Genomic DNA, 24130 nt, shown 5'->3' with positions numbered 1-24130 from the left:
GTCGTCTTTTCGTGAGGGGCGCCGGGACACCTGTCCCGGCGCCCTTACGCGTTCTTTACGATGCTCCGCATGAAGCAACCCTCTCCCCAGGCTCGATGGGAGCGCCGGACGCAGACCCCGCTCCTGGTGCTCGCCCTGGGCTTCGCCGTGGCCTACGCGGTGCCCATCGTCCTGCCCGACGCGAGCCCGGCGGTCCACAGCGCCTGCAAGCACGCCGAGTGGGTGGTGTGGGCCGCCTTCGCCGCCGACTACCTGGTCCGGCTGGGCCTGGCGCAGTCGAAGAGGGCCTTCGTACGGACCCACTGGCTGGACCTGCTGGCGGTGGTGCTGCCGATGATCCAGCCGCTGCGGCTGCTGCGCGTGGTCTCCACCCTGATGCTGGTGGGCCGGCGGGCCCGGATGGCCCCGCAGATCCGGCTCACCACATACGTGGCGGGCTCGGTGGTCGGGCTGCTGATGTTCGGCTCGCTCGCGGTGCTGAGCGTGGAGCGGGACGCCCCCGACGGCAACATCAAGAACCTCGGGGACGCCCTGTGGTGGTCGGTGACCACGATGACGACGGTCGGCTACGGGGACCACTCCCCCACCACCGGACTCGGCCGGCTGCTGGCGGTGGGGCTGATGCTGTCGGGGATCGCGCTGCTGGGTGTGGTCACGGCGAACATCGCGGCCTGGTTCATCTCCCGCTTCGAACGCGACGACCGGGTGGAGCGCGCCCAGACGGCGGCGATCTCCGAACTGGCGGCGGAGGTACGGGCGCTGCGCGCCGAGGTCGCCCGCCTCGGCGGGGCGGCTCCCGCCGGGGCCGGCGGGCTCCCGCAGGCCCCGGGGCCCGCCCGGGAGCCCGGCCCGGGCGCGGGCATCGGCGCCCAGGGCGGGCCGGTCCAGGCGGGCGGCGGGGCCGTCAGCGCTCCCACACCTTGAACGCCCTGACCTGGTACGGCGACTGGGGCAGCCACACCCCGTCGCCCGGGTAGGTCTGGAACTCGCCGGTCTCGGCGCACTCGGCCGACTGGTAGGTGGTGACGGGGCGGCCGGTCCGGTTCGTGAGGGACTGGGCGGTGGTCCCGGCGGGCAGGGCGGTGCAGCTGTTGATGTCGAGGGTGCTGAGCTCGTGGGTCGTGCGGGCGCCCTTGAACTCCGGCTTGGCCCACAGGCACAGCTGCCCGGTGGCGCAGGCCCCGAGCGCGGGCGGCCCGGCGGCCCGCCCCTTCCCCGGTCCGTTGCCCGCGGCGTGCGCGGGGCCGGCGGTGCCCGGGATCAGCAGGGTGGCGGCGAGGACGGCGGCCGATACGAAAGTCGTGCTCCACGTACGCATGACGGGTCAACTCCTGGTGGACGTACGGGCCCCGGACCGTTTCCGAAAGCTCCGTCGGCACCACGCTGACCTGCGCGGACGTCCCGGCGGAAGGGGCCGCGAGCGGGTCCACCCTGATAGGCGACAGCCCCGCCGGATCCCCCGGCGGGGCTGCTGCGGCCCCGGAGTTGACGCCTCCGGGGCCACCCTGACCGCCACGACCGCCCGGCCCGAGGCGCGGCGCCAGCGGGGCACCGCGTCCGGACGGGCGGCCGGGACGGAGCTAGATGTGGGCGGCGCCCGCCCCCGCCTCCGCGTTCTCGCCGCGCTTCGTGAAGCCGGCCACGACCGCGGCCAGGACCGCGACCACTCCGGCGACGGTGAAGGCGGTGCTCATCCCTGCCACGAACGTGTCGTGCGCGACGCCCGTGATGGTCGCCGCGAGCTGCTCCGGAGCGCCCGGCGGGACCGGGGAGATGCCGACCTGGATGCCCTTCTCCGCGAGGTCCGCCTGCTCCGGGGTGAGCGGCGGCAGACCGGCTCCGGCCCAGTTGTCCTCGAAGACGCTGCCGACCTTGCTCGCCATGACCGCGCCGAGCACGGCGGTGCCCAGGCTGCCGCCGACCTGCATGGCGGCCTGCTGGAGCCCGCCGGCCACGCCGGAGAGCTCCAGCGGGGCGTTGCCCACGATGACCTCGGTGGCGCCGACCATGACGGGCGCGAGCCCGAGGCCCATCAGGGCGAACCAGAGCGACATGGTGGGCGTGGAGGTGCCCGGGGTCAGCTGGGCCATCCCGAAGCAGGCGACGGCGGTGGCGACCATGCCGGCGACCAGCGGCGGCCGCGGTCCGACCTTGGTGATGGCCCATCCCGCCAGCGGCGATCCGATGATCATCATGCCGGTCAGCGGCAGCAGGTGCAGGCCGCTGTCGACGGGGCTCATGCCGTGGACGTTCTGCAGGTAGAAGGTGACGAAGAACAGCCCGCCCATGAAGGCGAAGGCCATCAGGACCATCAGCACCGTGCCCGCGGACAGCGGCAGCGAGCGGAACATCCCGAGCGGGATCAGCGGCTCGGAGACGAAGTTCTCCCAGAGGGCGAAGGCCACGAAGCACAGCACGGACCCGCCGAGGAAGGCGAGCGTCTTGGTGTCGCCCCAGCCCCACTCCGAGGCCTTGATCAGCGCCCAGATCAGCGAGAACATCCCGGCCGACAGCAGCAGGATGCCCAGCACGTCGAAGGAGCGCGGGGCGTTCTCGGCCCGGTGGTCGACCAGGATGAACAGGCCGAAGGCGAGCGCGATGATGCCGACGGGCACGTTGATGAAGAAGACGGACTGCCAGCTCACGTTCTCGACGAGCAGGCCGCCGACGATCGGCCCGGCGGCGGTCGAGGCGCCGATGACCATGCCCCAGATGCCGATGGCCATGTTGAGCTTCTCGGCCGGGAAGGTCGCCCGCAGCAGGCCCAGCGCGGCGGGCATCAGCAGGGCTCCGAAGACGCCCTGTGCGACGCGGAAGCCGATGACGAGCTCGACGCCGCCGGAGAGGCCGATGGCCGCCGAGGAGACGGCGAACCCGGCGATGCCGATGAGGAAGGTCTGGCGGTGGCCGAAGCGGTCGCCGAGCTTGCCCGCGGTGATGAGGGAGACCGCGAGGGCGAGCAGGTAGCCGTTGGTGATCCACTGGACGTCGGCCAGCGAGGCGCCGAGGTCCTTCTGGATGGCCGGGTTGGCGACGGCGACGATCGTGCCGTCGAGGGTGACCATCATGACGCCGATCGCGACGGCGAACAGGGTCAGCCACGGGTGGCCCCGGAGGCCCGTACGGACCGGCGAGGGGCCCGGTTCCTTGGTGAGCGAGAGTGCGTCCCCGCCGTCGACGGTGATCTGACTAGTCATGCGAACAGGTTAGTGACAGCGACTGACACTTCACAGACCGGTTCGTCAGACAGCCACTGTCAGGTCGGTCACAGGTACCCTGACCGCCGTGATGACCGATCAGCGGCCCGCGTCCGCACCGCCGGCCGGACTGCGCGAGCGCAAGAAACAGCGCACGCGCGACGCACTGCTGCGCGCGGCCCTCCTCCTCTTCATCGCCCAGGGGTACGAGGAGACGACCGTCGACGAGATCGCCGACGCCGTGGACGTCTCCCAGCGCACCTTCTTCCGGTACTTCGCCAACAAGGAAGAGGCCGCCTTCGCCGTCCAGGACCTGGTCGAATCGCACTTCGTCGCGGCGCTGCACTCCCGCCCGCCCGCCGAGGGCCCCTTCGAGGCGATGCGTTCGGCCGTGCTCGCCGCCTGGGACACCGTCGAAGAGGCCATTTCGGACCTGGTCCCCCTCGACCTGTACATGCGCAGCTACCAGCTGATCGAGTCCACCCCGGCCCTGCTCGCCGTGCACCTGCGCCGCTCCACCGAGCTGGAGGAGCGGATCGCCCGGCTGCTGGCCGAGCGCGAGGGCCTGGACGTGGACGCCGACCCGCGCCCGCGGGTGGCCGTCGCCGCGTTCACGGGCGTGATGCGCGTCACCGGCCGGCTCTGGGGGCAGGGCGAGGACACCAGCGTGGCCGCCATCCGGCGGATGACCGAGGTCTACCTCGACCAGATCGGCCCGGCGCTGGCCTCCGACTGGCGCCGGCCCGCCTGACCGGCGGGTTTCCCGCCCGACCCGCCCGGCCGGGCGAAGGCCGACCGAAAGCCGGGCGAAAGCCCCGTACCGCTCGGGGCGCCCGCGCACGCGGGTCCCGTACGGGAGCGGTCGCCGGCGGGGCGTCCCACGGCCGGCGGTGACTCCCGTCACCCGGCGCGCAGCCACCCGCGGCGGTCTCCTAGGCTGGGCGCAGTGAACCTGCCCGGCCCCGCCCACGCCCCCTCCGCCGACGCCCCCGCGCGTCCGGCCGCCCTGCGCGCCCTGCTCGCGCTGGCGGTGGTCTTCCTGATGCTCGCGACCACGGGCTGGACGGCCGTCTACCGGCCCGCGGGCGAGGCGTCCCCGCGCGAGGCCGCGCTCGCCTCCTGGGCCGCGGCGCGCTTCGAAGGCCGGGCCCTGCCCGCCGCGGACGCCCCGGCGCCCGTGGTGACACGTTTCTTCGCGAGCCTCGACGGCGCCCAGCGCGCCCGGCTCACCGAGGGCCACCCGCTGGTGGTCGGCAATCTCGACGGCGTGCCGCCCGGCGTCCGCTACCGGGCCAACCGGATGGCCCTGAAGCAGTCCGCACGGGTCGAGGACACCCGCGCGCACGACATCACGCTGGCCCCCTCCGACCGTGCCACCGCCGCCCGGCGCGCCCACCGCTTCGAGTCCCTGGCCGAGGCCGGCCGGCAGATCCTCGTCTTCGACCCCACCGGCAGCGCCCTCGTCGCCGAGGTCTTCGGCGACCTCGGCGAGGCCCGCCGGGTCTCGGTGGTCGTCCCCGGCGTCGACACCGACGCGCTCACGTTCGAGCGCACGGTCCGCCGGCTGACCGCCCCCGTCGGCATGGCGGAGTCCCTGTACGCGGCCGAGCGCACGGCCGCCCCGGGCAGCCGGACCGCGGTCATCGCCTGGGCCGGCTACACCGCCCCGACCGGCGTCGGCATGGACGCGGCGACCGGGCGGCTGGCCGTGGACGGCGCGGCCCGACTGCGCTCGCTGACCTCCGCGCTGCCCGGGCGGGCGAGCGTGGCGCTGTTCTGCCACAGCTACGGTTCCGTGGTGTGCGGGGTGGCGGCGCACGAACTGCCGCCCCGGGTCACGGACATCGTGGTGGCGGGCAGCCCCGGGATGCGCGCCGCGAACGCCGCCGAGCTGGGCACCTCGGCGCGGGTGTGGGCGATGCGGGACGCCGGCGACTGGATCGCCGACGTGCCCCACCTGGAGTTCGGGGGCCTGGGCCACGGCGCGGATCCGGTCTCCGAGGAGTTCGGCGCGCGGGTCCTGTCGGCGGCCGGAGCCAAGAGCCACACCGGCTACTTCGAGCCAGGAACCGAATCCCTGGACAACTTCGCCAAAATCGGAACCGGTGCATTCGGTTCCACGGTGTGCGCCACCGGGGACGACACGTGCCGACGGGGAACATCCGGTACGGAAGCCCCCTGACCCACTCCGCCGACCCGAAATCGGACCTCACGGCAGGGGGACGCACGGGGGTGCGTCCCTTTACGATGTGCCGCATGGGTGACGTACTGGCCGGAAACCATGCCGTCTGGGAGTTCGACCGCACCACGGACTCGCTCATCATCCGCTTCGCACGGGGGATGCGAACGCCCAGACTCTGGCACGCCCTGGGGGAACGCCGGATTCCCCTCGAGGCGTTGTCCGGGGTGAGCCTGACCGCGGGTCGGCGGGACACCCTGGTGCTGCACGCCCGCGTACGGGTGGGGGCGGACCCGCTGATGGAGGCCGCGGCGGGGCAGTTGAGAGAAGCCTGCGATCCGTACCGGCTGGTGCTGCCGGGTGGCGCCGCCGGGGCCGCGCGGGCCGCGGCCTTCACCGAGGCCCTGCGCGAGCGGCTGGGGCCGGCCGGGCCTGCCGAGCGGTTCCTCGTCTCCGTCCCGGAGCCGCCGGCCACGCTGAAGGCGTACGACGCCCGGCTCGCCCTCGACGGCGGCGCCGTCACCTTCCACTGGTCGCGCACCGGGGCCACCAGCACCAAATGGAAGGCGGGCGACCAGCGGTATCCGCTGGCCGCCCTGGCCGGGCTGGTCTGGCACTCCCCCGAACGGTCCGGCGGACACCTGCGGCTGCTGCCCCGCGAGGGCGCCGGTGATCCCCGGCCTGACCACGATCTCGCCTCCGCGGTCTTCGGCGTGGGGTACGGAGCCGTGCACGAGTCACTGCCGTTCGCGGCCTCGGTGCTCGCCGCTCTGCGGGCGCGGGCGGTTGTCGCCTCCGGCGCGATGGGGGCTCACGCCGCGGTGCCCGGGCCGCGCTCCTGGGAGCGGATCCAGCATCTCGCCGAGCTGCACAGCGCGGGACTGCTCACGGACGCGGAGTACCGGGCGCTACGGGACCGCTTCACGGCCGGGGCCTGACCCCGCGGGGCTGCCTGGGCCGGCCCTGCCGGGCTGTCCCCTACCCGCCCTTCCACCGTTCCCCGGGCTCCGCCCGGACCCTTCTGGGGCTCCGCCCCAGACCCCGGTCCTCAAACGCCGGACGGCTGAAGGGACTACACCTCGCGCGCCGCCGAGGTCGAGCTCATGTCCGGGTAGCGGTCGCCTGCCACCTGGTCGGCGATCGGGTCCAGGAGGGACAGTTCCGCGTCCGTCAGGGTGATGCGGGTCGCCGCCGTGTTCTCCGCGAGGCGGGAGGGCTTGCGGGTGCCCGGGATCGGGACGACCGTCAGGCCGTGCACCGCCGCCCGCTGCTGCACCCACGCCAGGGCGATCTGCGCCGGCGTGACCCCGCGGGCCGCCGCGACCTCCCGTACCGGCGTCAGCAGCGCCCCGTTCGTCTTCGCGTTGTCGCCCGTGAACCGGGGCTGGTACTGCCGGAAGTCATCGGCCGTCAGCTCCGCCGAGGCGTCCGCGAACGCCCCGGTCAGGAAGCCGCGCCCGAGCGGGGAGTAAGGCACGAAGGCCACGCCCAGCTCCGCCGCCGCGCCCACCGCGCTGCGCTCCACGTCCCGGCTGAACAGCGACCACTCCGACTGGAGCGCCGCGATCGGGTGCACCGCGTGCGCCTCGCGCAGCTCGGCGCCGGTCACCTCGCTGAGCCCGAGGTGGCGCACCTTGCCCTCCTGCACCAACTCCGCCATCGCGCCCACCGACTCGGCGAACGGAACGTCCGGATCCCGCCGGTGCATGTAGTAGAGGTCGATGACGTCGGTGCCCAGCCTGCGCAGGCTGTCCTCCACCGCCCCGCGGATGTACGCGCGGTCGTTGCGGATCCCGCGGTACAGCGGGTCGTCCGTCCGCTCGACGGCGAACTTCGTGGCGAGGGTGATCCGGTCGCGGTGCGCGGCCACGAACGGTGCGAGGAACTCCTCGTTGGCGCCCCGCCCGTAGACGTCGGCGGTGTCGAAGAGCGTGACCCCGGCCTCCAGCGCCGCGTCCAGCGTCTGCCGGGCGGCCGCCTCGTCGGTGTCCCCGTAGAACTCGCTCATGCCCATGCAGCCGAGCCCCTGGACGCCCACCAGCGGGCCGCCCCCGCCCAGTTCGACCTGTTCGATCCGTGCCGTGTTCCCGGTCATGTCCGGTCTGCCCCTCCCGCGACGGTGGTGCACATCGCATACGTATCGATCTTGTAGTCCAGCACGCCGAGCGCGTCGGTCAGTTCCGCGATCCGCGTCCGCACCTCGTCGCGCGTGCGCTCCAGCAGTTCGCGCCGGTCGTCGGCGGTGTGCGGGCCCTCACGGACGAGTTCCGCGTACCGGACCATGTCCGCCACCGACATTCCGGTGGTGCGCAACTTGCCGACGAAGCCCAGCCAGTCGAGGTCCTTGTCGGTGAACCGCCGCTGCCCCGAGTGCGATCGGTCCACGTGCGGCATGAGGCCGATCCGCTCGTACCAGCGCAAGGTGTGCTGGGTCAGACCGGTCCGTGCCTCGACCTCGCTGATCGTGTACCGCGTCTGCGTCTGCAGGGGGGTCTGGGTCAGGCTCATGGCTCCACGCTAAATCCTTGGAGTGCACTCCAAGCAAGTACCCTCGGCCGCATGGAGAGCTTGCAGAGTCTGCGCATCATCGAGAACTGGCCGGTTCCGACCGCCGCCGCGGCCGTGGTCGACTCCGACGGGACCGTGCTCGGCGCCCACGGCCCGGTGGACCACCGCTTCCCGCTGGCCTCCGTCACCAAGCCGCTCGCCGCCTACGCCGCCCTCGTCGCCTACGAGGAGGGCGCGATCGAGCTGGACGAGCCGGCCGGGCCCGAGGGTTCCACCGTGCGCCACCTGCTCGCGCACACCAGCGGCCTGGCCTTCGACGAGCACCGGGTGACGGCCCCTCCCGGGCAGCGCCGGCTGTACTCGAACGCCGGTTTCGAGGAGCTCGGCGACCACATCGCGAAGGCCACCGGGATCCCCTTCGCCGCGTACCTGGCCGAGGCCGTCTTCGAGCCGCTGGGCATGGCGTCGAGCAGCCTGGAGGGCTCTCCGGCCAAGGACGGCGTCTCCACCGTCTCCGACCTCCTGCGCTTCGCCGCCGAGCTCCAGCAGCCCCGGCTGCTGGACGTGCGCACCGTCGCGGAGGCCACCTCCGTGGTCCACCCCGGGCTCAAGGGCGTCCTGCCCGGCTACGGCCACCAGTCCCCCAACGACTGGGGTCTCGGCCTGGAGATCCGCGACGGGAAGACCCCGCACTGGACGGGCGCCGGTTCCTCGCCGCGCACCTTCGGGCACTTCGGGCAGTCCGGGACCTTCCTGTGGGTGGACCCGGACGCGCGCGCGGCCTGCGTGGCGCTGACGGACCGCGCCTTCGGGCCGTGGGCGGTCGAGGCCTGGCCCCCGTTCACCGACGCGGTGCTCGCCGAGCTCAGGACCCGCTGAGCCCTACGAAAACTCCCAGATCAGCACCTCGGATGGCGATCCGGCGACCAGTTCGAGCTCCGGCTCGCCGGTGATCCGCGCCGAGTCCCCGGGCCCGAGCTCCGCACCGTCCGCGTCCCCGCCGGCTCCGGCGGCCGCGCCGTCGGCGCCGTCCAGCCGCAGGTCTCCCCGTACGACGTGGAGGTACACCCGCCCGGCGGCCGGTACGGCGACCCGTTCGCCCGCACCCGGACGGCGTACGTGCAGGACGGCTCCGGCCGCGGGCACGGCGTAGGGGGTGCTGTCGGCGATCCCGCGGACCAGCGTGTACGAGGGTTCCCCGGCCGGATCGGCCGGGGCCAGCCACATCTGGACGAAGCGCAGCGGCCGGAAGCCGTCGTTGCGTTCCACGTGCCGGGTCCCGGACGCCGCGCCGAGGTGCTGTACGTCCCCGGGCCGCACCAGGGTCTCCGCGCCCGTGGCGTCGCGGTGGGTGAGCTCGCCCTCGGCCACCCAGGTCACGATCTCGGTGTGGCTGTGGGGGTGCTCGTCGAAGCCCGCGCCGGGGGCGAGGCTCTCCTCGTTGCACGCCATGACCGGGCCGAACCGCAGGTTGTCGGGGTCGTAGTGCGGGCCGAAGGAGAAGGCGTGCCGGGTGCTGATCCCCCCGGCCGCGCCCTCCGCGGCGTCGGCGTCCCCGCCCTCGTACCGGTCGGTGCCTCGGCGTACATCAATCATGGAGGCCACCGTAGCCCCCGGGGCGCGGCCCGGGACGGGACCGGACTCCGCGCAGCGGTCCCGATAAGGCAGTCTTGTCACGTGCCCCAACCCGAACGTGAGCATTCACCCGCGGTCCACCCCGCGCATCCGGCTCCGCCCCATCCGCACTCGGCGACGCTGCGAAGGCTGGAGAAGTCCTCCGGCCGGCTCGCCGCGAACGCCATCGCGCGCATGGACGAGACGCTGTCGTGGTACCGGGCGATGCCGCCGGAGAACCGGTCCTGGATCGGCCTGGTCGCCCAGGCCGGCATCGCCGCGTTCACCGAGTGGTTCCGGCATCCGGAGACCCCCCAGGCGATCTCCACCGATGTCTTCGGGACGGCTCCGCGCGAGCTGACCCGGGCGATCACCCTGCGCCAGACCGTCGAGATGGTGCGCACCACGATCGAGGTCATGGAGACCGCGATCGACGAGGTAGCGGCGCCCGGCGACGAGTCGATCCTGCGCGAGGCCCTGCTCGTGTACGCCCGGGAGATCGCCTTCGCGACCGCCCAGGTGTACGCCCAGGCGGCCGAGGCACGCGGTGCGTGGGACGCCCGGCTGGAGTCCCTGGTGGTCAACGCGGTGCTGTCCGGGGAGGCCGACGAGGGCGCCCTGTCCCGGGCCGCGGCCCTCGGCTGGAACTCCCCCGAGCACGTCTGCGTGGTGCTGGGCACGGCTCCGGAGGGCGACAGCGAGCTGACGGTCGAGGCGATCCGGCGGGCCGCCCGCCACCACAAGCTGCAGGTCCTCACGGGTGTGCTGGGCGACCGGCTCGTGGTCATCGCGGGTGGCAGCGACAATCCGATGCAGGTGGCGAAGTCGCTGATCGGGCCGTTCGCGGCGGGTGCGGTGGTCGCCGGACCGGTGGTCCCGGACCTGCTGAACGCCACGAAGTCGGCGCAGGCCGCCGCGGCCGGGCTCAAGGCCTGTACGGCGTGGCAGGACGCGCCGAGGCCGGTCCTCGCGGACGATCTCCTGCCCGAACGCGCGATCGCCTCCGACCCTTCGGCCCGCGAGCAGTTGGTGGAGGAGATCTACAGACCGCTCGAAGAGGCCGGCTCGGCCCTGCTGGAAACGCTGAGTGTCTACCTGGAGCAGGCGAGCAGCCTCGAAGGCGCGGCCCGGATGCTCTTCGTGCACCCCAACACCGTGCGCTACCGGCTCCGACGTGTGACAGACGTCACCGGCTGGTCGCCCTCGGATGTCCGCTCCGCGTTCACGCTGCGGATCGCCCTGATCCTCGGGCGTCTGGCCGACGGCGATCCTCAGTCCTAAGCTTTTGTCGGACATCAACAATTACCCCGATGGTTCTTCGTCCCTGTCCCCACGGGCGGCGCGGACCGAACACAAGAGAGAGTGTGAGGGTGCTCGTACTCGTCGCTCCCGGCCAAGGCGCACAGACGCCCGGCTTCCTGACTCCCTGGCTCGAACTGCCCGGCGCCGCTGACCGCGTCGCCGGCTGGTCGGACGCCATCGGGCTCGACCTTGCCCACTACGGCACGAAGGCCGACGCGGACGAGATCCGCGACACGGCCGTCGCACAACCCCTGCTGGTGGCCGCGGGCCTGCTCGCCGCGGCCGAGCTGACCGCCAAGGTCGGCCCGGCCTCCTTCGGCGCCGTGGCGGGCCACAGCGTCGGCGAGATCACCGCCGCCGCGTACGCCGGCGTCCTGTCCGACACGGACGCGCTGTCCTTCGTACGCACCCGCGGACTCGCCATGGCCGAGGCCGCGGCGGTCACCGCGACGGGCATGGCCGCCATCCTCGGTGGGGACCCGGACGTCGTCGTCGCGCACCTGGAGAAGCTGGGTCTGACCCCGGCCAACGTCAACGGCGCGGGCCAGATCGTGGCCGCGGGGACCATGGAGCAGATCGCGGCCCTGGAGGCCGAGAAGCCCGAGGGTTCCATGAAGGTCGTCGCCCTCAAGGTCGCGGGCGCCTTCCACACGCACCACATGGCTCCGGCGGTCACCGGTCTGGAGAAGGCCGCCGCGGCCCTCTCCCCGGCAGACCCGGCGCTGACGTACGTATCGAACAAGGATGGTCAGGTCGTGACCACGGGCGCCGATGTCGTCGCCCGGCTGGTGGGCCAGGTGGCCAACCCGGTCCGCTGGGACCTGTGCATGGAGACGTTCGCCGCACTGGGCGTCACCGGGATCGTCGAGCTGTCCCCCGGTGGCACCCTGACGGGGCTGGCCAAGCGCGCGCTGAAGGGCGTACCGAGCGTGGCCCTGAAGACGCCGGACGATCTCGACAAGGCCGCGACGCTCGTATCCGAGCACGCGGTCTGAGAGAAGGAGCCCACTCAGCATGTCGAAGATCAAGCCTGCCAAGGGCTCCCCGTACGCCCGCATCCTCGGTGTCGGCGGGTACCGTCCGATCCGCGTGGTGCCGAACGAGGTCATCCTCGAAACCATCGACTCCTCCGACGAGTGGATCCGCTCCCGTTCCGGTATCGCGACGCGGCACTGGGCCTCCCCGCAGGAGACCGTCGCCACGATGTCGGTGGAGGCCTCGGGCAAGGCCCTGGCCGCCGCCGGGATCGCCCCGGAGAAGATCGGCGCCGTGATCGTCTCGACGGTGTCGCACTTCAAGCAGACCCCGGCCGTGGCGACCGAGATCGCGCACCGCATCGGCGCGGGCAAGCCCGCCGCCTTCGACATCTCCGCGGGCTGCGCCGGGTTCGGCTACGGCCTGACCCTGGCCAAGGGCCTCGTGGTGGAGGGTTCCGCGGAGTACGTCCTCGTCATCGGCGTGGAGCGGCTCTCGGACCTGACCGACCTGGAGGACCGCGCGACGGCCTTCCTCTTCGGTGACGGCGCGGGCGCCGTGGTCGTCGGCCCCTCGGACGAGCCGGCCATCGGCCCCACGGTGTGGGGTTCGGAGGGCGACAAGTCCGAGACCATCAAGCAGACCGTGCCGTGGGACGAGTACCTCGGCAAGGACGGCGGCGAAAAGTTTCCCGCCATCACGCAGGAGGGTCAGGCGGTCTTCCGCTGGGCCGTCTTCGAGATGGCGAAGGTGGCCCAGCAGGCGCTCGACGCAGCCGGGATCACCGCCGATGACCTGGACGTCTTCATTCCGCACCAGGCGAACATGCGGATCATCGACTCGATGGTGAAGACTCTGAAGCTGCCGGAGCACGTCACGGTCGCCCGTGACATCGAAACCACCGGCAACACCTCGGCCGCCTCGATCCCGCTCGCAATGGAGCGGCTCCTGGCGACCGGAGCGGCGAAGAGCGGCGACACCGCGCTCGTCATCGGCTTCGGGGCGGGGCTCGTCTACGCCGCCACGGTCGTTACCCTCCCCTAGGGCCCGGGATCCACATCCCGGGCTCCGTATGACCCCCAGCTAGCTATAGAAGGAGCGCCAACATGGCCTTCACCCAGGAAGAAATCGTCGAAGGTCTCGCGGAGATCGTCAACGAGATCGCCGGCATCCCGACCGAGGACGTTCAGCTCGAGAAGTCCTTCACCGACGACCTGGACGTCGACTCGCTGTCCATGGTCGAGGTCGTCGTCGCCGCTGAAGAGCGCTTCGAGGTGAAGATCCCGGACGAGGACGTCAAGGGTCTGAAGACCGTCGGCGACGCCGCGAGCTACATCCTCAAGCACCAGGCCTGAGCCTGACGAGCGTTTGTCGCCACCTGGCGGTGGCGCCGTGACAATTCACCCCCTGAAACGTGGAGAAAGAATTCCTGTGAGCCCGACCAATCGCACCGTGGTCGTCACCGGTATCGGCGCAACCACTCCGCTGGGTGGCGACAGCGCTTCGACCTGGGAAGGTCTGCTTGCCGGCCGTTCCGGCGTAAAGCCCCTCGAGGGTGAGCGCTTCGCCGAACTCCCGGTCCGCATCGCCGCCACCGCCGCCGTGGACCCGAGTGAGGTCCTCCCCCGGCCGCTGGCCCGCAAGCTGGACCGCTCGGCCCAGTTCGCGATCATCGCGGCCCGCGAGGCGTGGGCCGACGCCGGTTACACCGACCCGGCGGGCGAAGAGACGACGGGCGCTTCCGTCGCGCCCGAGCGCCTGGGCACCGTCATCGCCTCCGGCATCGGCGGCGTGACCACCCTGCTCGACCAGTACGACGTACTGAAGGAAAAGGGTGTGCGCCGGGTCTCCCCGCACACCGTCCCCATGCTCATGCCCAACGGCCCGTCGGCCAACGTCGGCCTGGAGGTCAACGCCCGCGCGGGTGTGCACACTCCGGTCAGCGCCTGCGCCTCCGGCGCCGAGGCCATCGGCTACGCCGTCGAGATGATCCGTACCGGCCGTGCCGACGTGGTCGTCGCCGGCGGTACCGAGGCTGCGATCCACCCGCTGCCGATCGCGGCCTTCGCCAACATGATGGCGATGTCCAAGAACAACGAGAACCCGACCACGGCCTCCCGCCCGTACGACAAGGCCCGCGACGGCTTCGTCCTCGGCGAGGGTGCGGGCGTCGTGGTGCTGGAGTCCGCCGAGCACGCCGCCGCGCGCGGCGCCCGCGTCTACTGCGAGGTGCTGGGCCAGGGCCTGTCCGCGGACAGCCACCACATCGCGCAGCCCGAGCCCACCGGCCGCGGTGTCTCGGCCGCCCTGCAGAACCTGCTCGACAACACGGGCCTGGACCCGGCCGAGCTGGTGCACGTGAACGCGCACGCCACGTCCACCCCGCAGGGTGACACGGCCGAGCTGAAGGCCCTGCGCAAGGTGCTGGGCGAGGACCTCGACCACATCGCGATCTCGGCGACGAAGTCGATGACGGGTCACCTCCTGGGCGGCGCCGGCGGCATCGAGACCGTGGCCACGGTGCTGGCGCTGTACCACCGCCTCGCCCCGCCGACGATCAACCTCGACGACATGGACGACGACATCGACGCGGACATCGTGCGCGACGAGCCCCGCAAGCTTCCGGCGGAGGGCCCGATCTCCGCGATCAACAACTCCTTCGGCTTCGGCGGCCACAACGTCTCCCTGGCCTTCAGGACTGTTTAGTGCGCCTAACCCGGCGCCGCTCTCGCGGACGTGGTTGCTCGCCGCTGTGGTTGCTCAATTGATGGTTGCGGTGTTCGTCGTTTGAACACGCGAAAGGCCCACCCGGGTGATTCCGGGTGGGCCTTCTGCATGGGGCCGGCTCAGACGACCTGGTGGAGCCAGCGCACCGGGGCGCCCTCGCCCGCGTAGCGGAAGGGTTCGAGCTCGTCGTCCCAGGGTTTGCCGAGGAGTTTGGCGATCTCCGCCTCCAGGTCCGTCTCACCGCGCGCGGACCGGGCGAGGGCGGCGCGCAGCCGGTCCTCGGGGATCAGGATGTCGCCGTGCATGCCGGTGACGGCGTGGAAGATGCCCAGGTGCGGGGTGGAGCTGTAGCGCTCGCCCTCGGCGGTCGGACAGGGTTCCGCGGTCACTTCGAAGCGGAGCAGGTGCCAGCCGCGCAGGGCGGAGGCGAGTTTCGATGCGGTGCCCGCCTCGGCCTGCCAGGAGAACTCGGCTCTCCAGGTGCCCGGGGAGGCGGGCTGACGGATCCAGTCGAGGTTCACCCGCACCCCGAGCACCCCCGCAACAGCCCATTCCACGTGCGGGCAGAGCGCGCGCGGTGCGGAGTGCACGTACAGGACTCCACGTGTCGTCACCGGGACCTCCAGTATGGGACGAGGTCGGGAATAAACTCCAGAAAACGGACAGTATGTGACGTGATGTAATGTAACGGAAATTATTTGACATTGCGTTGCGGGACTTGCGGCCGAAACGCCACGGGAAAAAGCTACCGTGCGCCGGGGGTCATGGTGTGACGTACGGTCGCTCCGAGGCCCGTAAACACAGAGCATTCACTCAGCAGGACGCCCCCGAATGACGCGGGAGCGACGAGGAGGGACCTTATCCATGCGCACCACCGCCCCACGCCGCCGCGCGCGTCGGACTTCCGCGGGCGCGGCGGCCGCCCTGCTGCTCCTGGCGGCGGGTGCGCTGAGCGGGTGTTCGGCGGACGGGGCGAAGGCCGGGGGCGAACGCGGAGCGCAGGCGGCCCCGCGGTGGAACACCGCACCGGCGTCGGTCGCGGCCGTGGGCGACTCCATCACGCGCGGTTTCGACGCCTGTTCGGTGCTGGCCGACTGTCCGGAGGCCTCCTGGGCCACGGGTGACGACCCCGAGGTGCGTTCGCTGGCCGCCCGGCTGCTCGGTGAGGCCGAGGTGCCCGCGCGCAGCTGGAACTACGCGGTGACCGGCTCCCGGATGGCGGACCTGCCGGGGCAGCTCGCCTCGGCCGCCGAGCACAAGCCGGGCCTGGTCACGGTGATGGTGGGCTCGAACGACGCCTGCCGGCCCTCGGCTTCGTCGATGACTCCGGTGGCCGCCTTCCGCTCCGGCTTCGAGAAGGCGCTGGCCGGCCTGCGGACGGCCTCGCCGGCCTCACAGGTGTACGTCTCCAGCGTCCCGGACCTCCAGCGGCTGTGGGAGCAGGGCAAGGACGACCCGATGGTGCGCCAGGTGTGGAAGCTGGGCATCTGCCAGTCGATGCTCGCCGATCCGATCTCGGCGGCCGCCGGTGCGACGGCCCGGCGGGAGCAGGTGCGGGCGCGCGTGGTCGAGTACAACGAGGCGCTGCGCGAGGTCTGCGCGAAGGACGAGCTGTGCCGTTACGACGGCGGCGCGGTGTTCCAGTACCCCTTCTCGGCGGAGCAGTTGAGCCGCTGGGACTGGTTCCATCCGGGCAAGGACGGACAGGCGAGGCTCGCGGAACTGGCGCACCGACAGGTGACCTCCGCGGAGCCTCCGCGTTGACGCCGTGAACGGATCGGACCGGGGGCGGGTGTCAGGGCCCGCCCCCGGTCCAGTGTGTGGATCACCCCTGCACGGGGTGATTTCCGGCCATTACAGGTCGAGGGCCGCCGTCAGCCGGGTGTCGCCGTGCGAGCGGCTCGCGCGGACCTCGTAGCCGCCGCCGATCCGCTGCCAGGAGCGGGAGGGCTGGTCCCAGATCTCAAAGGCGCGCTCCGGCAGGGCGATCTCCACGTCGACGCTCTCGCCGGGGCCCGCGGTCACGCTCGCGAAGCCCGCGAGCCAGCTCGCCGGCCGCTCGACGGTGTCCGCGACGGGCGCCAGGTAGACCTGTACGGTCTCGCGGCCCGGCCGGGTGCCGGTGTTGGTGACGCGGACCGTCGCCCGCGTGGGGGTGACCTCCAGGGACTCGTAGGCCCAGTCCGTGTAGCCGAGGCCGTGCCCGAAGGGGAAGGCCGGGGCGATCCCGTGCTTCTCGTAGGCCCGGTAGCCGATGAAGAGCCCCTCGGTGTACTCCAGGCGCCCCTCGGTGGGGGTGACTTCGGTGACCGGCGCGTCGGCGAACTCGGCGGGCCAGGTGGTGGGCAGCCGCCCGCCCGGCTCGGCCTCGCCGAGGAGTACGTCGGCCAGCGCGGCCCCGCCCTCCTGCCCGGGGAACCAGGTCAGCAGGACGGCGGCGACCTCCTCGCGCCACGGGAGTTCCACCGGGGAGCCCGCGTTGACGACGACCACGGTGTTCGGGTTGACCGCGGCGACGGCGCGCACCAGGTCGTTCTGGCGGCCCGGGAGGGTGAGGTCCTTGCGGTCGAAGCCCTCGGACTCCACCCGCTCGGTGGTGGCGACGACCACGACGGCGGTGTCCGCCGCCCGGGCCGCCTCCACGGCCTCGGCGATGAGCTCGTCGGCCGAGCGCCGCGGGCCGAGGTGGAGGAAGGAGAACATCATCGCCTTGAGCGGCAGCGCGGTCACGTCGGGGACCTGGTAGGTCAGCGAGACCTCGACGGCTTCGCCCTCGGTGAGGGCGAGGCGGGTCCGCACCTGGGGGGCGCCGAAGAACGCCTCGAAGGGGTCGGCCTCGTCGCCCATCGGCTGGACCCCGTCCCAGCGGACCTCGCCGCCGACGGCCAGGCTGAAGGCGCCGAGTCCGCGGGTGCCGAAGGCGTGCTCGCCGCTCTCGCGCGGCACGAAGGTACCGGTGACCTCGATGCTCGCCATCGTCTCGTACGAGACGCCCTCGGGCAGGTCGTCGCCGATCCACTGGACCTGGCCGGTGGGCAGCGAGCCGGAGCCGAGGATCCCGCCGGAGGCGTCCCGGCAGATCGCGCGGAGCTGGAAGCCCTTGTCGGCGGGGGTCAGTTCGTCGCTGGGGTCGGCGCCGACGGTGAAGGTCAGTGCGCCGTCGGGCAGGGCGGCGGTCAGTCCGTCCAGCGGGGAGACGATCCGCTCCGGGAAGACGGTGGCGCTGCCGCCGCCGAGGACGCGGGCGTCGCGGGCGGCGGCGCCGATGAGGGCGACGGTGCGGCCGGAGGCGGTGTCGAGCGGGAGGGCCGGGCGTTCGCCGGCGACGGCCTCGTTGCGTACGAGGACGAAGCCGCGGGCGGCCAGCTCGCGGGCCAGGGCCTGGCCGTCGATGGGGGCCGGGACCTCGCCGACCGCGGCGGGGGCGCCCTCCAGGATGCCGACGCGGGAGGCGAGGCGCAGGACGTTGCGCACGGCGTCGTCGACGGCGGACTCGGGGACCTCCCCGGCGCGGACGGCTTCGGCGAGCGGGGCTCCGTAGACGGTGACGGGGCCTGGCATGGCCACGTCCATGCCGCCGAGGATGTCGCCGGTGGTGGAGCGGGCGGCCATCCAGTCGGAGACGTTGTAGCCGTCGAAGCCCCATTCGCCGCGCAGGACCTCGTTGACGAGGTAGCGGTGCTCGGTCATGGTCGTGCCGTTGACCCGGTTGTAGGCGGTCATGATGCCCCACGGGTGGGCGTTGGCGACGATGGCCTCGAAGGGGGCCAGGTACAGCTCGCGCAGCGGGCGCGGGGCGATGACGCTGTCGACGGTGAACCGCTCGGTCTCGGCGTCGTTGCCGACGAAGTGCTTGACCGTGGTGCCGACGCCGCCGTCCTGGACGCCGTTCACGTAGCCGCTGCCGACCGCGCCGGTGAGGTACGGGTCCTCGGAGTAGCACTCGAAGTGCCGGCCGCCGAGCGGGGAGCGGTGCAGGTTGACGGTGGGCGCGAGCAGGACGTGGACGCCCTTGCGGCGGGCCTCCTGGGCGAGGAGGCGGCCGGCCCGGCGGGCGAGCTCGGGGTCCCACGCGGCGGCGAGCGCGGTCGGGGAGGGCAGGGCGATCGACGGGTCGTCGGCGGTCCAGCGCACGCCGCGCACCCCGATGGGGCCGTCGGACATGACCAGGGACTTCAGCCCGATCTCGGGTACGGCGGGCAGGGACCACATGTCCTGGCCGGCCAGCAGCCGGGCCTTGGTGTCGAGGTCCAGCTTGCCCAGGGCCGTCTCTACGGCGTCGTTGCGGACCTGATCGGCATCGGTCACGGCCATGCCTCCTCGTTGAGTGCGGGTGCGCGGTGCGGTGCGGTGCGGTGCGGTGCGGTGCGGTGCGGTGCGGTGACCCCATGGTGGACCCGTTACCTGTAGAGCGGTAGGGTTCGTAACCTGTTCGTAATCTACGGATGCCGTACGGTCCTGCTGGCAGGTGTGGAACGAAAGGGGTGGCGGGGCGATGGCCAGGGCCAGAAGTGAGGAACGGCGCGGGGAGATCCTCCGCGCGGCGGTCGAGGTCATCGCGGAACGCGGCTACCGCGGCGCTTCGCTGGGCGCCGTCGCCGAGCGCGTGGGCCTGACCCAGCAGGGGCTCCTGCACTACTTCCCCACCAAGGAGGCGCTGCTCGTCGCCGTCCTTCAGGAGCGCGACCGCTGGGACACCGGCGGCGGGAGCCGCCCCGCGGCCGGCGAGTGGCGGCTGGACCTGCTGGCCTCGCTGGTGGACTACAACTCCATGCGTCCGGGCATTGTGCAGACCTTCTCGGCGCTGCTCGGCGAGAGCGTCACCGACGGCCACCCCGCGCGGGAGTTCTTCACCGAGCGGTACACGGAGGTGCGCTCCGAGATGGCCGCCGTACTGCGCGGCGAGTTCGGCGACCGGCTCCCCTCGGGCCTCACCCCCGAACAGGTGGCCCCACTGCTGGTCGCCGTACTGGACGGCCTGCAGTACCAGTGGCTGCTCGACCCCGAATCCCTCGACATGGCGGCCGCGTTCCGCTCCTTCCTGACTCTCCTCCAGGGGTCCCCGGCCTGACGCCACCGACCGCGGGGCTGGCATGCTGGTCCGGGTGAAGATCGCCGCCGCGCAGCTGAGCTGCGCCCCGCCGACGTGTCCGCCAACGCCGTACGGGCGGCCGCGCTCGCCGTGCGGGCCCGGGAGGAGGGCGCCGGGCTGGTGGTGTTCCCCGAGTTGACCCTGACCGGCTACGAGCTGGCCGCGCTCGGCACCGACCCCGGGCTGTGGCTGGCCGATGCCGAGGATCCCCGGCTGGACCCCGTCCGCTCCGCCGGGATCGCCACCGCCGTCAACGTCGCGCTGCGCACGGACGGCCCCCGGCCCGTCATCGCGACCCTGGTCCACGACGCGGACGGCGCGCACGTGACCACGTACGCCAAGCAGCACCTGTTCCGCCACGAGCAGGAGGTCTTCGCGGCGGGGACGGTCCCGGGCCGCTTCGAGCTCGGCGGGATCCGCTTCTCCCTGGGGATCTGCTTCGACAACCACTTCGCGGACGTGCCCGCGGCGGGCGCCGCGGCCGGCTGCCGGGTCCACCTGGCGAGCTCGCTCTACGGCACGGGCGACGGCATCGCCGAGCGGGCGGCGGTCCACCCGGGGATCGCCCGGGACTTCGGGATGTACGTGGCCCTCGCCAACCACGTCGGACCCGCCGGGCCGTGGACGGGCTGCGGGGGCGCGGCCGTATGGGCACCGGACGGGACCCTGCTGGCCGAGGCGGACGCACACACGCCGTCGGTCGCCGTGGCGGAGGTACCGGCCGGGGCGCCGGCCGAGGTGCCGGCGGCGATCCGGGACGGGGGCCGCTGACGACGCCGGCCCCGGCCCGACGGGGCGTCCGAGGACGCACCCGCCGGGCCGGGGCCGGCGGAACAGCGGATCAGGGCGTCAGCGGACCTGGGTCACCCGGGGGGTGCGGTGGGCTTCGACGCCGGGCTCCGGAAGGGATCCGGGAAGGTCCGCCGGGCCCTGCGACCCGTCGGCTCCGGGCAGTGCGCCGGGCGGCGCCGGTACGGGCGTCCCGTCGGCCACGCGGTCCCGCATCAGTCCGGGCACCACGAGGGCGAACGCCGCCACGGTGTAGACGCCGACCCAGAGCACCCAGCCGCCGGGCGGGGCCCAGTGCGCGGCGTACGGGATCACCGGGCCGCTGATCCCGACGGCGAAGCGCCGCAGGGTCCAGTAGAACGCCGCCGCGTTGCCCAGGGCGAGCAGGGGCAGCGAGTAGCCGACCAGCCTGCGCAGGGGGAAGCCCTTCGCGGGCATCCGGCGCGCGAGGATCAGCACCGCCATCAGCGGCAGGCCGACGGCGAACGGCAGCAGGTAGCGGCCCTGCCAGACCAGGCCGATCTTCGACGCCTGCGAGGTCTGCCCGACCACCGGGACGATCACGATGGCGATCAGCATGGCGATCAGCGCCACCGCTTCGCGCTTGCGGGCGTACATCAGCCCCAGCACGGTGACCACCGCGATCACGCCGAGCCAGACGTACCAGGTGACGACCGGCGCCGGGGTGTCCAGCCAGCCGAAGTAGCCGAGCATCTGCTGGATGTACATCTCGGTGGCCCCGAGAGTCCGGCGGGCCGCTTCCGTCGTGGTCAGGTACTTGGGGATCTTTATGACCGAGTTGTCGGGGTGCGCGGCCGCCCACGCGAGCGCGCCGACCGTGGCGAGGCCGAGCAGCCCGGTCCAGAGCCACATCGCCTTGCGGCGGAGCACCGAGCGCAGCACACCGCGCTCGGCCAGCAGCAGGCCGAAGCAGACCGCCCCCGCGAACCAGATCAGTCCGAGCGGCCGGATGTTGATCAGCACCAGGCCGCCGATGCCGACCCGGGCCAGCCTGCGGTTCAGCAGGTGCGGATCGGGCGACATGAGGATCGACAGCAGACCCGTCCACACCAGGATTCCGGCGGCGATCTCACCACCGCTGGGGTTGACCATGCCGGCCATGAACAGGGCCATGGGCGTCGCCGCCGTGAAGACGCCGAGCAGGGCGAGCGAGCGTCCGCGCCGCCATTCGGAGGCCGTCACCACGGCACTGGCCAGGAGCAGCGAGCAGAACAGCGCCGACATCAGGCGCATGAGGTAGAGGCCCTTGGTGCCCTCCACGAGCAGGCTCGGCCAGCCGGTCATCAGGTAGTACGCCGGGTGGTAGCGGCCTGCGGCGGTGGGGACCTCGACGATCGCGTCCGAGGTCCCGATGGCGGGCGCACAGGAGGCGGGCGTGCCCGCGTGCCAGGAGTAGCACTCGTGGTGCTTCGGGAGTTCCGAGTACCACTCCGGGAGCTGCACACCGGTCTCGGCGAAGTCGCCCTTGATGCCCGCGACCATGTGCGGCACCATCACCTCGGAGCCGTTGATCTGCCCCCGGGCGACGGCCGCGGCCCGGATGAAGTGGGCGTGCTCGTCGGGCGAAGCCCCGAGCGGTGTCGCGGCCGACCAGCCGGCCGCGATGGTGAAGAAGAGGACGAAGCTGACGGCCCAGAGCCTCTTGGGGGTCCGGGCCGACCAGTCGGCCAGCCGCGTCAATGCGGAGATCATGTCGTCCTCGTGATCATCTGATGTATGTCAGCCAAGTCTGATCGCCGTCCTTGGAGCACTTGTGCTCGGGGGCGAATTGGGGGCACTTTCCGTTCATCTGCCGAATCGTGTGCGACACGTAGGGCAGGATCCGGTAGGTCCCGTCCTGGGCCGGCATGTACCGGTCGGCCATCGAGGACGACACCGTTCCGAGCAGGAGCAGCAGGGCACACAGGGTTCCGATGACGGCCCCCTCCCGGCCCGGCAAGCCCCGGCCCCGTACGGCCGTGGCGTCACCATTGTCCAATGTGCGCCGATCGGCCAGCCGCTGCGACACCAGGTGGGCGACGAGTGCGGCGAGGATCAATCCGCAGTAGAGCAGCTGGTTGTTGGTGCGGGTGTAGAGCTGGACGGTCTGCGTCTCGTACATGTGCGAGGCGATGTACATCCGCATCAGCCATGCGGAGACGAACATCGCCGTGATGGTGACCACCATCGGCTTGCGCAGGCCCAGCCATATCGCCACGCCGAGACAGATGAAGGTCACCAGGGCGAACAGGCCGACCCCGCCGAACTCGCCGGGCGGCGGCCAGTCGCCGACCTTGCCCGGCATGTCCGTGCGCCACATCAGGTAGTAGGCCGGGTCGGTGAAGGTGTCGAAGCGGAAGTTGAAGTCCTTGGTCTCCTGGCCCTCGGTCAGCATGACCACCAGGTAGCGCCCGGCCACCGCCATGAAGGCCGCCAGCGTGACGCCCAGGAACGCGGCGCCCTTGGCCCGGCTGGTCTTCCAGGGGAAGTAGAGGGCCGCGGCGAAGAACACGCCGGCCGCGCTCCACAGGAACCAGCCGGAGTACGTGAGGAAGAGCACACCGATCAGCGCGCCGAAACCGGCGGCCTTGAGCAGCAGCGGCCGCCAGCTCTCGGTGCCGCTGCGGCGCAGCGCCACCACCAGGGCCACCAGGACCGGGACCAGCACCACGAGGACCGTCTGGGCGTACGGCTTGTACGCGTCGATCAGCGCGAAGGCCGGTACGACGCCGAAGGCCAGCGCCCGGAGCGGGCTCAGCAGCAGCCGCCAGGCGAAGTAGACGAACGGACCGAAGAAGGCGGCCCCGAGGATCTGGAGGTCCTTGAAGGCGTAGGCGGTGTTGCCGCCGTGGAACCACTCCGCGTAGTACCCGAGGGTGTAGAGCGGTGCGGGCGGGTAGACCGGGGAACCCGAGGGCTGTCCGTTGGCGACCGCGTGGGCCCACTCGACGATCCGGCCGCTGTCGCCGTTGAGGCCGAACATCGGCCACGGCGTGCCGTGGAGCGCGACCACCGCCCCCGCCGCGACGAACCCGCTGGCCAGGCCCGCGAAGGCGGCCGCGGAGATCCGGGTGGTCAGGTTGAAGTGGCGGCCACCGCGCAGCCGCATCGCGAGCACGACCGCACCGATGAACACCAGACCGAGCAGGGCGAACCTGAACTGGATCGCGGCCAGGCCGCTGACCTGCGCGATGCGGTCCAGCGGATCGAGCTGGAAGCCCACCGCCATCATCGGGAGAACGAGCGCGCCGCCGAAAGCCGCGACGGCTTCCAGGAGCAACAGGGCGCCCCGGGAGCGCAGCACTCCACGTGCGGAACCCGAAACGGGCCGGGCGCGCGTGGCAGGCCCACTCGCGGGACCCGAGCGCACAGGCTCCAACCCCTCGGTACTGACTCTCACGTGAAAGATGTCCCTACTGCTGGTCGGTGCACAGCGCTGTGGCCGGTCGTCTCTCAGCAAGGCACTGTCCGGCTCGGACCCCGAACGACCGATGCTCCGGACAAGGACGCGGGCTCTAGGACGGTGGGGGACAGCTTTGAATCTTGCCGCCGGTCATCCTATCGGGTGGCGCAGGAGCACTGCGGAGTCCCGGGAGGTGCCGCACGCCCCCGGGCAGGGTGGCGCACGGGAGGACACGGCTCCGGAACCCGTACGGAAACAGGGCCCGGCCCGGCCGGAAAGGGGCCCGCGGAGGCCCTGGGCGAGGCCGTGGACCGCCCGGCCTCCCCACCCGCGGGGGCGGGGAC

At 72.3% G+C, this 24130-nt stretch carries 22 protein-coding genes; 13 read left to right on the top strand and 9 right to left on the bottom strand.

What is annotated here, in order from left to right; all coding sequences use genetic code 11:
- The first annotated feature begins 69 nt into the window (after positions 1 to 69).
- Complete coding sequence (locus tag AC3IX6_RS26310) at positions 70 to 924, top strand: potassium channel family protein (protein WP_489365162.1); 855 nt, start codon at positions 70 to 72, stop codon at positions 922 to 924.
- On the opposite strand, the gene AC3IX6_RS26305 is transcribed toward AC3IX6_RS26310, so the two are convergent.
- Together AC3IX6_RS26305 and AC3IX6_RS26300 are read right to left on the bottom strand one after the other, a co-directional pair.
- Positions 905 to 1318 (bottom strand): peptidase inhibitor family I36 protein, encoded by a 414-nt coding sequence (locus AC3IX6_RS26305; RefSeq protein ID WP_489365160.1) that lies wholly within the window; start codon positions 1316 to 1318, stop codon positions 905 to 907. The two genes, AC3IX6_RS26310 and AC3IX6_RS26305, sit on opposite strands and share 20 nt — an antisense overlap.
- Positions 1319 to 1580: 262 nt before the next feature.
- Positions 1581 to 3197: an MFS transporter gene (locus tag AC3IX6_RS26300; RefSeq protein ID WP_489365158.1), complete on the bottom strand. Its 1617-nt coding sequence runs from the start codon at positions 3195 to 3197 to the stop codon at positions 1581 to 1583.
- 91 nt (positions 3198 to 3288) lie between these two features.
- Between AC3IX6_RS26300 and AC3IX6_RS26295 the strand changes: the two genes are divergently transcribed.
- The 3 genes from AC3IX6_RS26295 to AC3IX6_RS26285 all read left to right on the top strand — a co-directional run bounded on the left by AC3IX6_RS26295 (position 3289) and on the right by AC3IX6_RS26285 (position 6314).
- On the top strand, positions 3289 to 3948 hold the full coding sequence (locus AC3IX6_RS26295; RefSeq protein WP_489371563.1) for a TetR/AcrR family transcriptional regulator: 660 nt from the start codon (positions 3289 to 3291) through the stop codon (positions 3946 to 3948).
- A 279-nt stretch (positions 3949 to 4227) separates the two neighbouring features.
- Complete coding sequence (locus tag AC3IX6_RS26290) at positions 4228 to 5379, top strand: alpha/beta hydrolase (RefSeq protein WP_489371562.1); 1152 nt, start codon at positions 4228 to 4230, stop codon at positions 5377 to 5379.
- Between the two features lie 74 nt (positions 5380 to 5453).
- The gene (locus tag AC3IX6_RS26285; RefSeq protein WP_489365156.1) at positions 5454 to 6314 is read left to right on the top strand and encodes a DUF4429 domain-containing protein; all 861 of its coding nucleotides are present in this window, start codon (positions 5454 to 5456) and stop codon (positions 6312 to 6314) included.
- A 134-nt stretch (positions 6315 to 6448) separates the two neighbouring features.
- Here AC3IX6_RS26285 and AC3IX6_RS26280 read toward each other — a convergent pair whose 3' ends face one another.
- Together AC3IX6_RS26280 and AC3IX6_RS26275 are read right to left on the bottom strand one after the other, a co-directional pair.
- Positions 6449 to 7471 (bottom strand): aldo/keto reductase, encoded by a 1023-nt coding sequence (locus AC3IX6_RS26280; RefSeq protein ID WP_489365155.1) that lies wholly within the window; start codon positions 7469 to 7471, stop codon positions 6449 to 6451.
- Positions 7468 to 7884, bottom strand: coding sequence for a MerR family transcriptional regulator (locus tag AC3IX6_RS26275; protein WP_489365153.1), 417 nt, complete (start codon positions 7882 to 7884; stop codon positions 7468 to 7470). The genes AC3IX6_RS26280 and AC3IX6_RS26275 overlap by 4 nt, the downstream gene beginning before the upstream one ends.
- Before the next feature lie 60 nt (positions 7885 to 7944).
- Between AC3IX6_RS26275 and AC3IX6_RS26270 the strand changes: the two genes are divergently transcribed.
- The gene (locus tag AC3IX6_RS26270; protein ID WP_489371561.1) at positions 7945 to 8763 is read left to right on the top strand and encodes a serine hydrolase domain-containing protein; all 819 of its coding nucleotides are present in this window, start codon (positions 7945 to 7947) and stop codon (positions 8761 to 8763) included.
- A gap of 3 nt (positions 8764 to 8766) precedes the next feature.
- Here the strand turns inward: AC3IX6_RS26270 and AC3IX6_RS26265 are convergent, their stop codons facing one another.
- Complete coding sequence (locus AC3IX6_RS26265; RefSeq protein ID WP_489365151.1) at positions 8767 to 9480, bottom strand: pirin family protein; 714 nt, start codon at positions 9478 to 9480, stop codon at positions 8767 to 8769.
- 81 nt (positions 9481 to 9561) lie between these two features.
- Here AC3IX6_RS26265 and AC3IX6_RS26260 point away from each other — a divergent pair, with 81 nt between their 5' ends.
- From AC3IX6_RS26260 to fabF, 5 genes are all read left to right on the top strand, one after another.
- Positions 9562 to 10779, top strand: coding sequence for a PucR family transcriptional regulator (locus AC3IX6_RS26260; protein ID WP_250745570.1), 1218 nt, complete (start codon positions 9562 to 9564; stop codon positions 10777 to 10779).
- An 89-nt stretch (positions 10780 to 10868) separates the two neighbouring features.
- The gene (locus tag AC3IX6_RS26255) at positions 10869 to 11795 is read left to right on the top strand and encodes an ACP S-malonyltransferase (protein WP_489365149.1); all 927 of its coding nucleotides are present in this window, start codon (positions 10869 to 10871) and stop codon (positions 11793 to 11795) included.
- 19 nt (positions 11796 to 11814) lie between these two features.
- Positions 11815 to 12819, top strand: a complete 1005-nt coding sequence (locus AC3IX6_RS26250) for a ketoacyl-ACP synthase III (protein WP_489365147.1) — start codon at positions 11815 to 11817, stop codon at positions 12817 to 12819.
- A 62-nt stretch (positions 12820 to 12881) separates the two neighbouring features.
- On the top strand, positions 12882 to 13130 hold the full coding sequence (locus AC3IX6_RS26245; protein ID WP_243329395.1) for an acyl carrier protein: 249 nt from the start codon (positions 12882 to 12884) through the stop codon (positions 13128 to 13130).
- A 76-nt stretch (positions 13131 to 13206) separates the two neighbouring features.
- Positions 13207 to 14481, top strand: a complete 1275-nt coding sequence (gene fabF, locus AC3IX6_RS26240; protein WP_489365145.1) for a beta-ketoacyl-ACP synthase II — start codon at positions 13207 to 13209, stop codon at positions 14479 to 14481.
- Between the two features lie 140 nt (positions 14482 to 14621).
- Here fabF and AC3IX6_RS26235 read toward each other — a convergent pair whose 3' ends face one another.
- Complete coding sequence (locus AC3IX6_RS26235) at positions 14622 to 15116, bottom strand: DUF3145 domain-containing protein (RefSeq protein WP_382971455.1); 495 nt, start codon at positions 15114 to 15116, stop codon at positions 14622 to 14624.
- Positions 15117 to 15366: 250 nt separating this feature from the next.
- Between AC3IX6_RS26235 and AC3IX6_RS26230 the strand changes: the two genes are divergently transcribed.
- Positions 15367 to 16266: a GDSL-type esterase/lipase family protein gene (locus AC3IX6_RS26230; RefSeq protein WP_489365143.1), complete on the top strand. Its 900-nt coding sequence runs from the start codon at positions 15367 to 15369 to the stop codon at positions 16264 to 16266.
- A gap of 90 nt (positions 16267 to 16356) precedes the next feature.
- Here AC3IX6_RS26230 and AC3IX6_RS26225 read toward each other — a convergent pair whose 3' ends face one another.
- Complete coding sequence (locus tag AC3IX6_RS26225; protein WP_489365141.1) at positions 16357 to 18816, bottom strand: beta-glucosidase family protein; 2460 nt, start codon at positions 18814 to 18816, stop codon at positions 16357 to 16359.
- A 181-nt stretch (positions 18817 to 18997) separates the two neighbouring features.
- Here AC3IX6_RS26225 and AC3IX6_RS26220 point away from each other — a divergent pair, with 181 nt between their 5' ends.
- On the top strand, positions 18998 to 19573 hold the full coding sequence (locus AC3IX6_RS26220; RefSeq protein WP_489365139.1) for a TetR/AcrR family transcriptional regulator: 576 nt from the start codon (positions 18998 to 19000) through the stop codon (positions 19571 to 19573).
- 75 nt (positions 19574 to 19648) lie between these two features.
- Positions 19649 to 20365, top strand: coding sequence for a carbon-nitrogen hydrolase family protein (locus tag AC3IX6_RS26215; RefSeq protein ID WP_489365137.1), 717 nt, complete (start codon positions 19649 to 19651; stop codon positions 20363 to 20365).
- 78 nt (positions 20366 to 20443) lie between these two features.
- On the opposite strand, the gene AC3IX6_RS26210 is transcribed toward AC3IX6_RS26215, so the two are convergent.
- The gene (locus AC3IX6_RS26210; protein ID WP_489365135.1) at positions 20444 to 22096 is read right to left on the bottom strand and encodes a DUF2142 domain-containing protein; all 1653 of its coding nucleotides are present in this window, start codon (positions 22094 to 22096) and stop codon (positions 20444 to 20446) included.
- 13 nt (positions 22097 to 22109) lie between these two features.
- Positions 22110 to 23687 carry a hypothetical protein gene (locus AC3IX6_RS26205; RefSeq protein WP_489365133.1) on the bottom strand — a complete coding sequence of 526 codons (1578 nt, stop codon included), beginning with the start codon at positions 23685 to 23687 and terminating at the stop codon, positions 22110 to 22112.
- Between the last annotated feature and the right edge of the window lie 443 nt (positions 23688 to 24130).

Source organism: Streptomyces sp. GL_141 (assembly GCF_057834385.1).
Note: the sequence above shows the minus strand (reverse complement) of the source record. Positions and strands in the feature narration are given on the sequence as shown.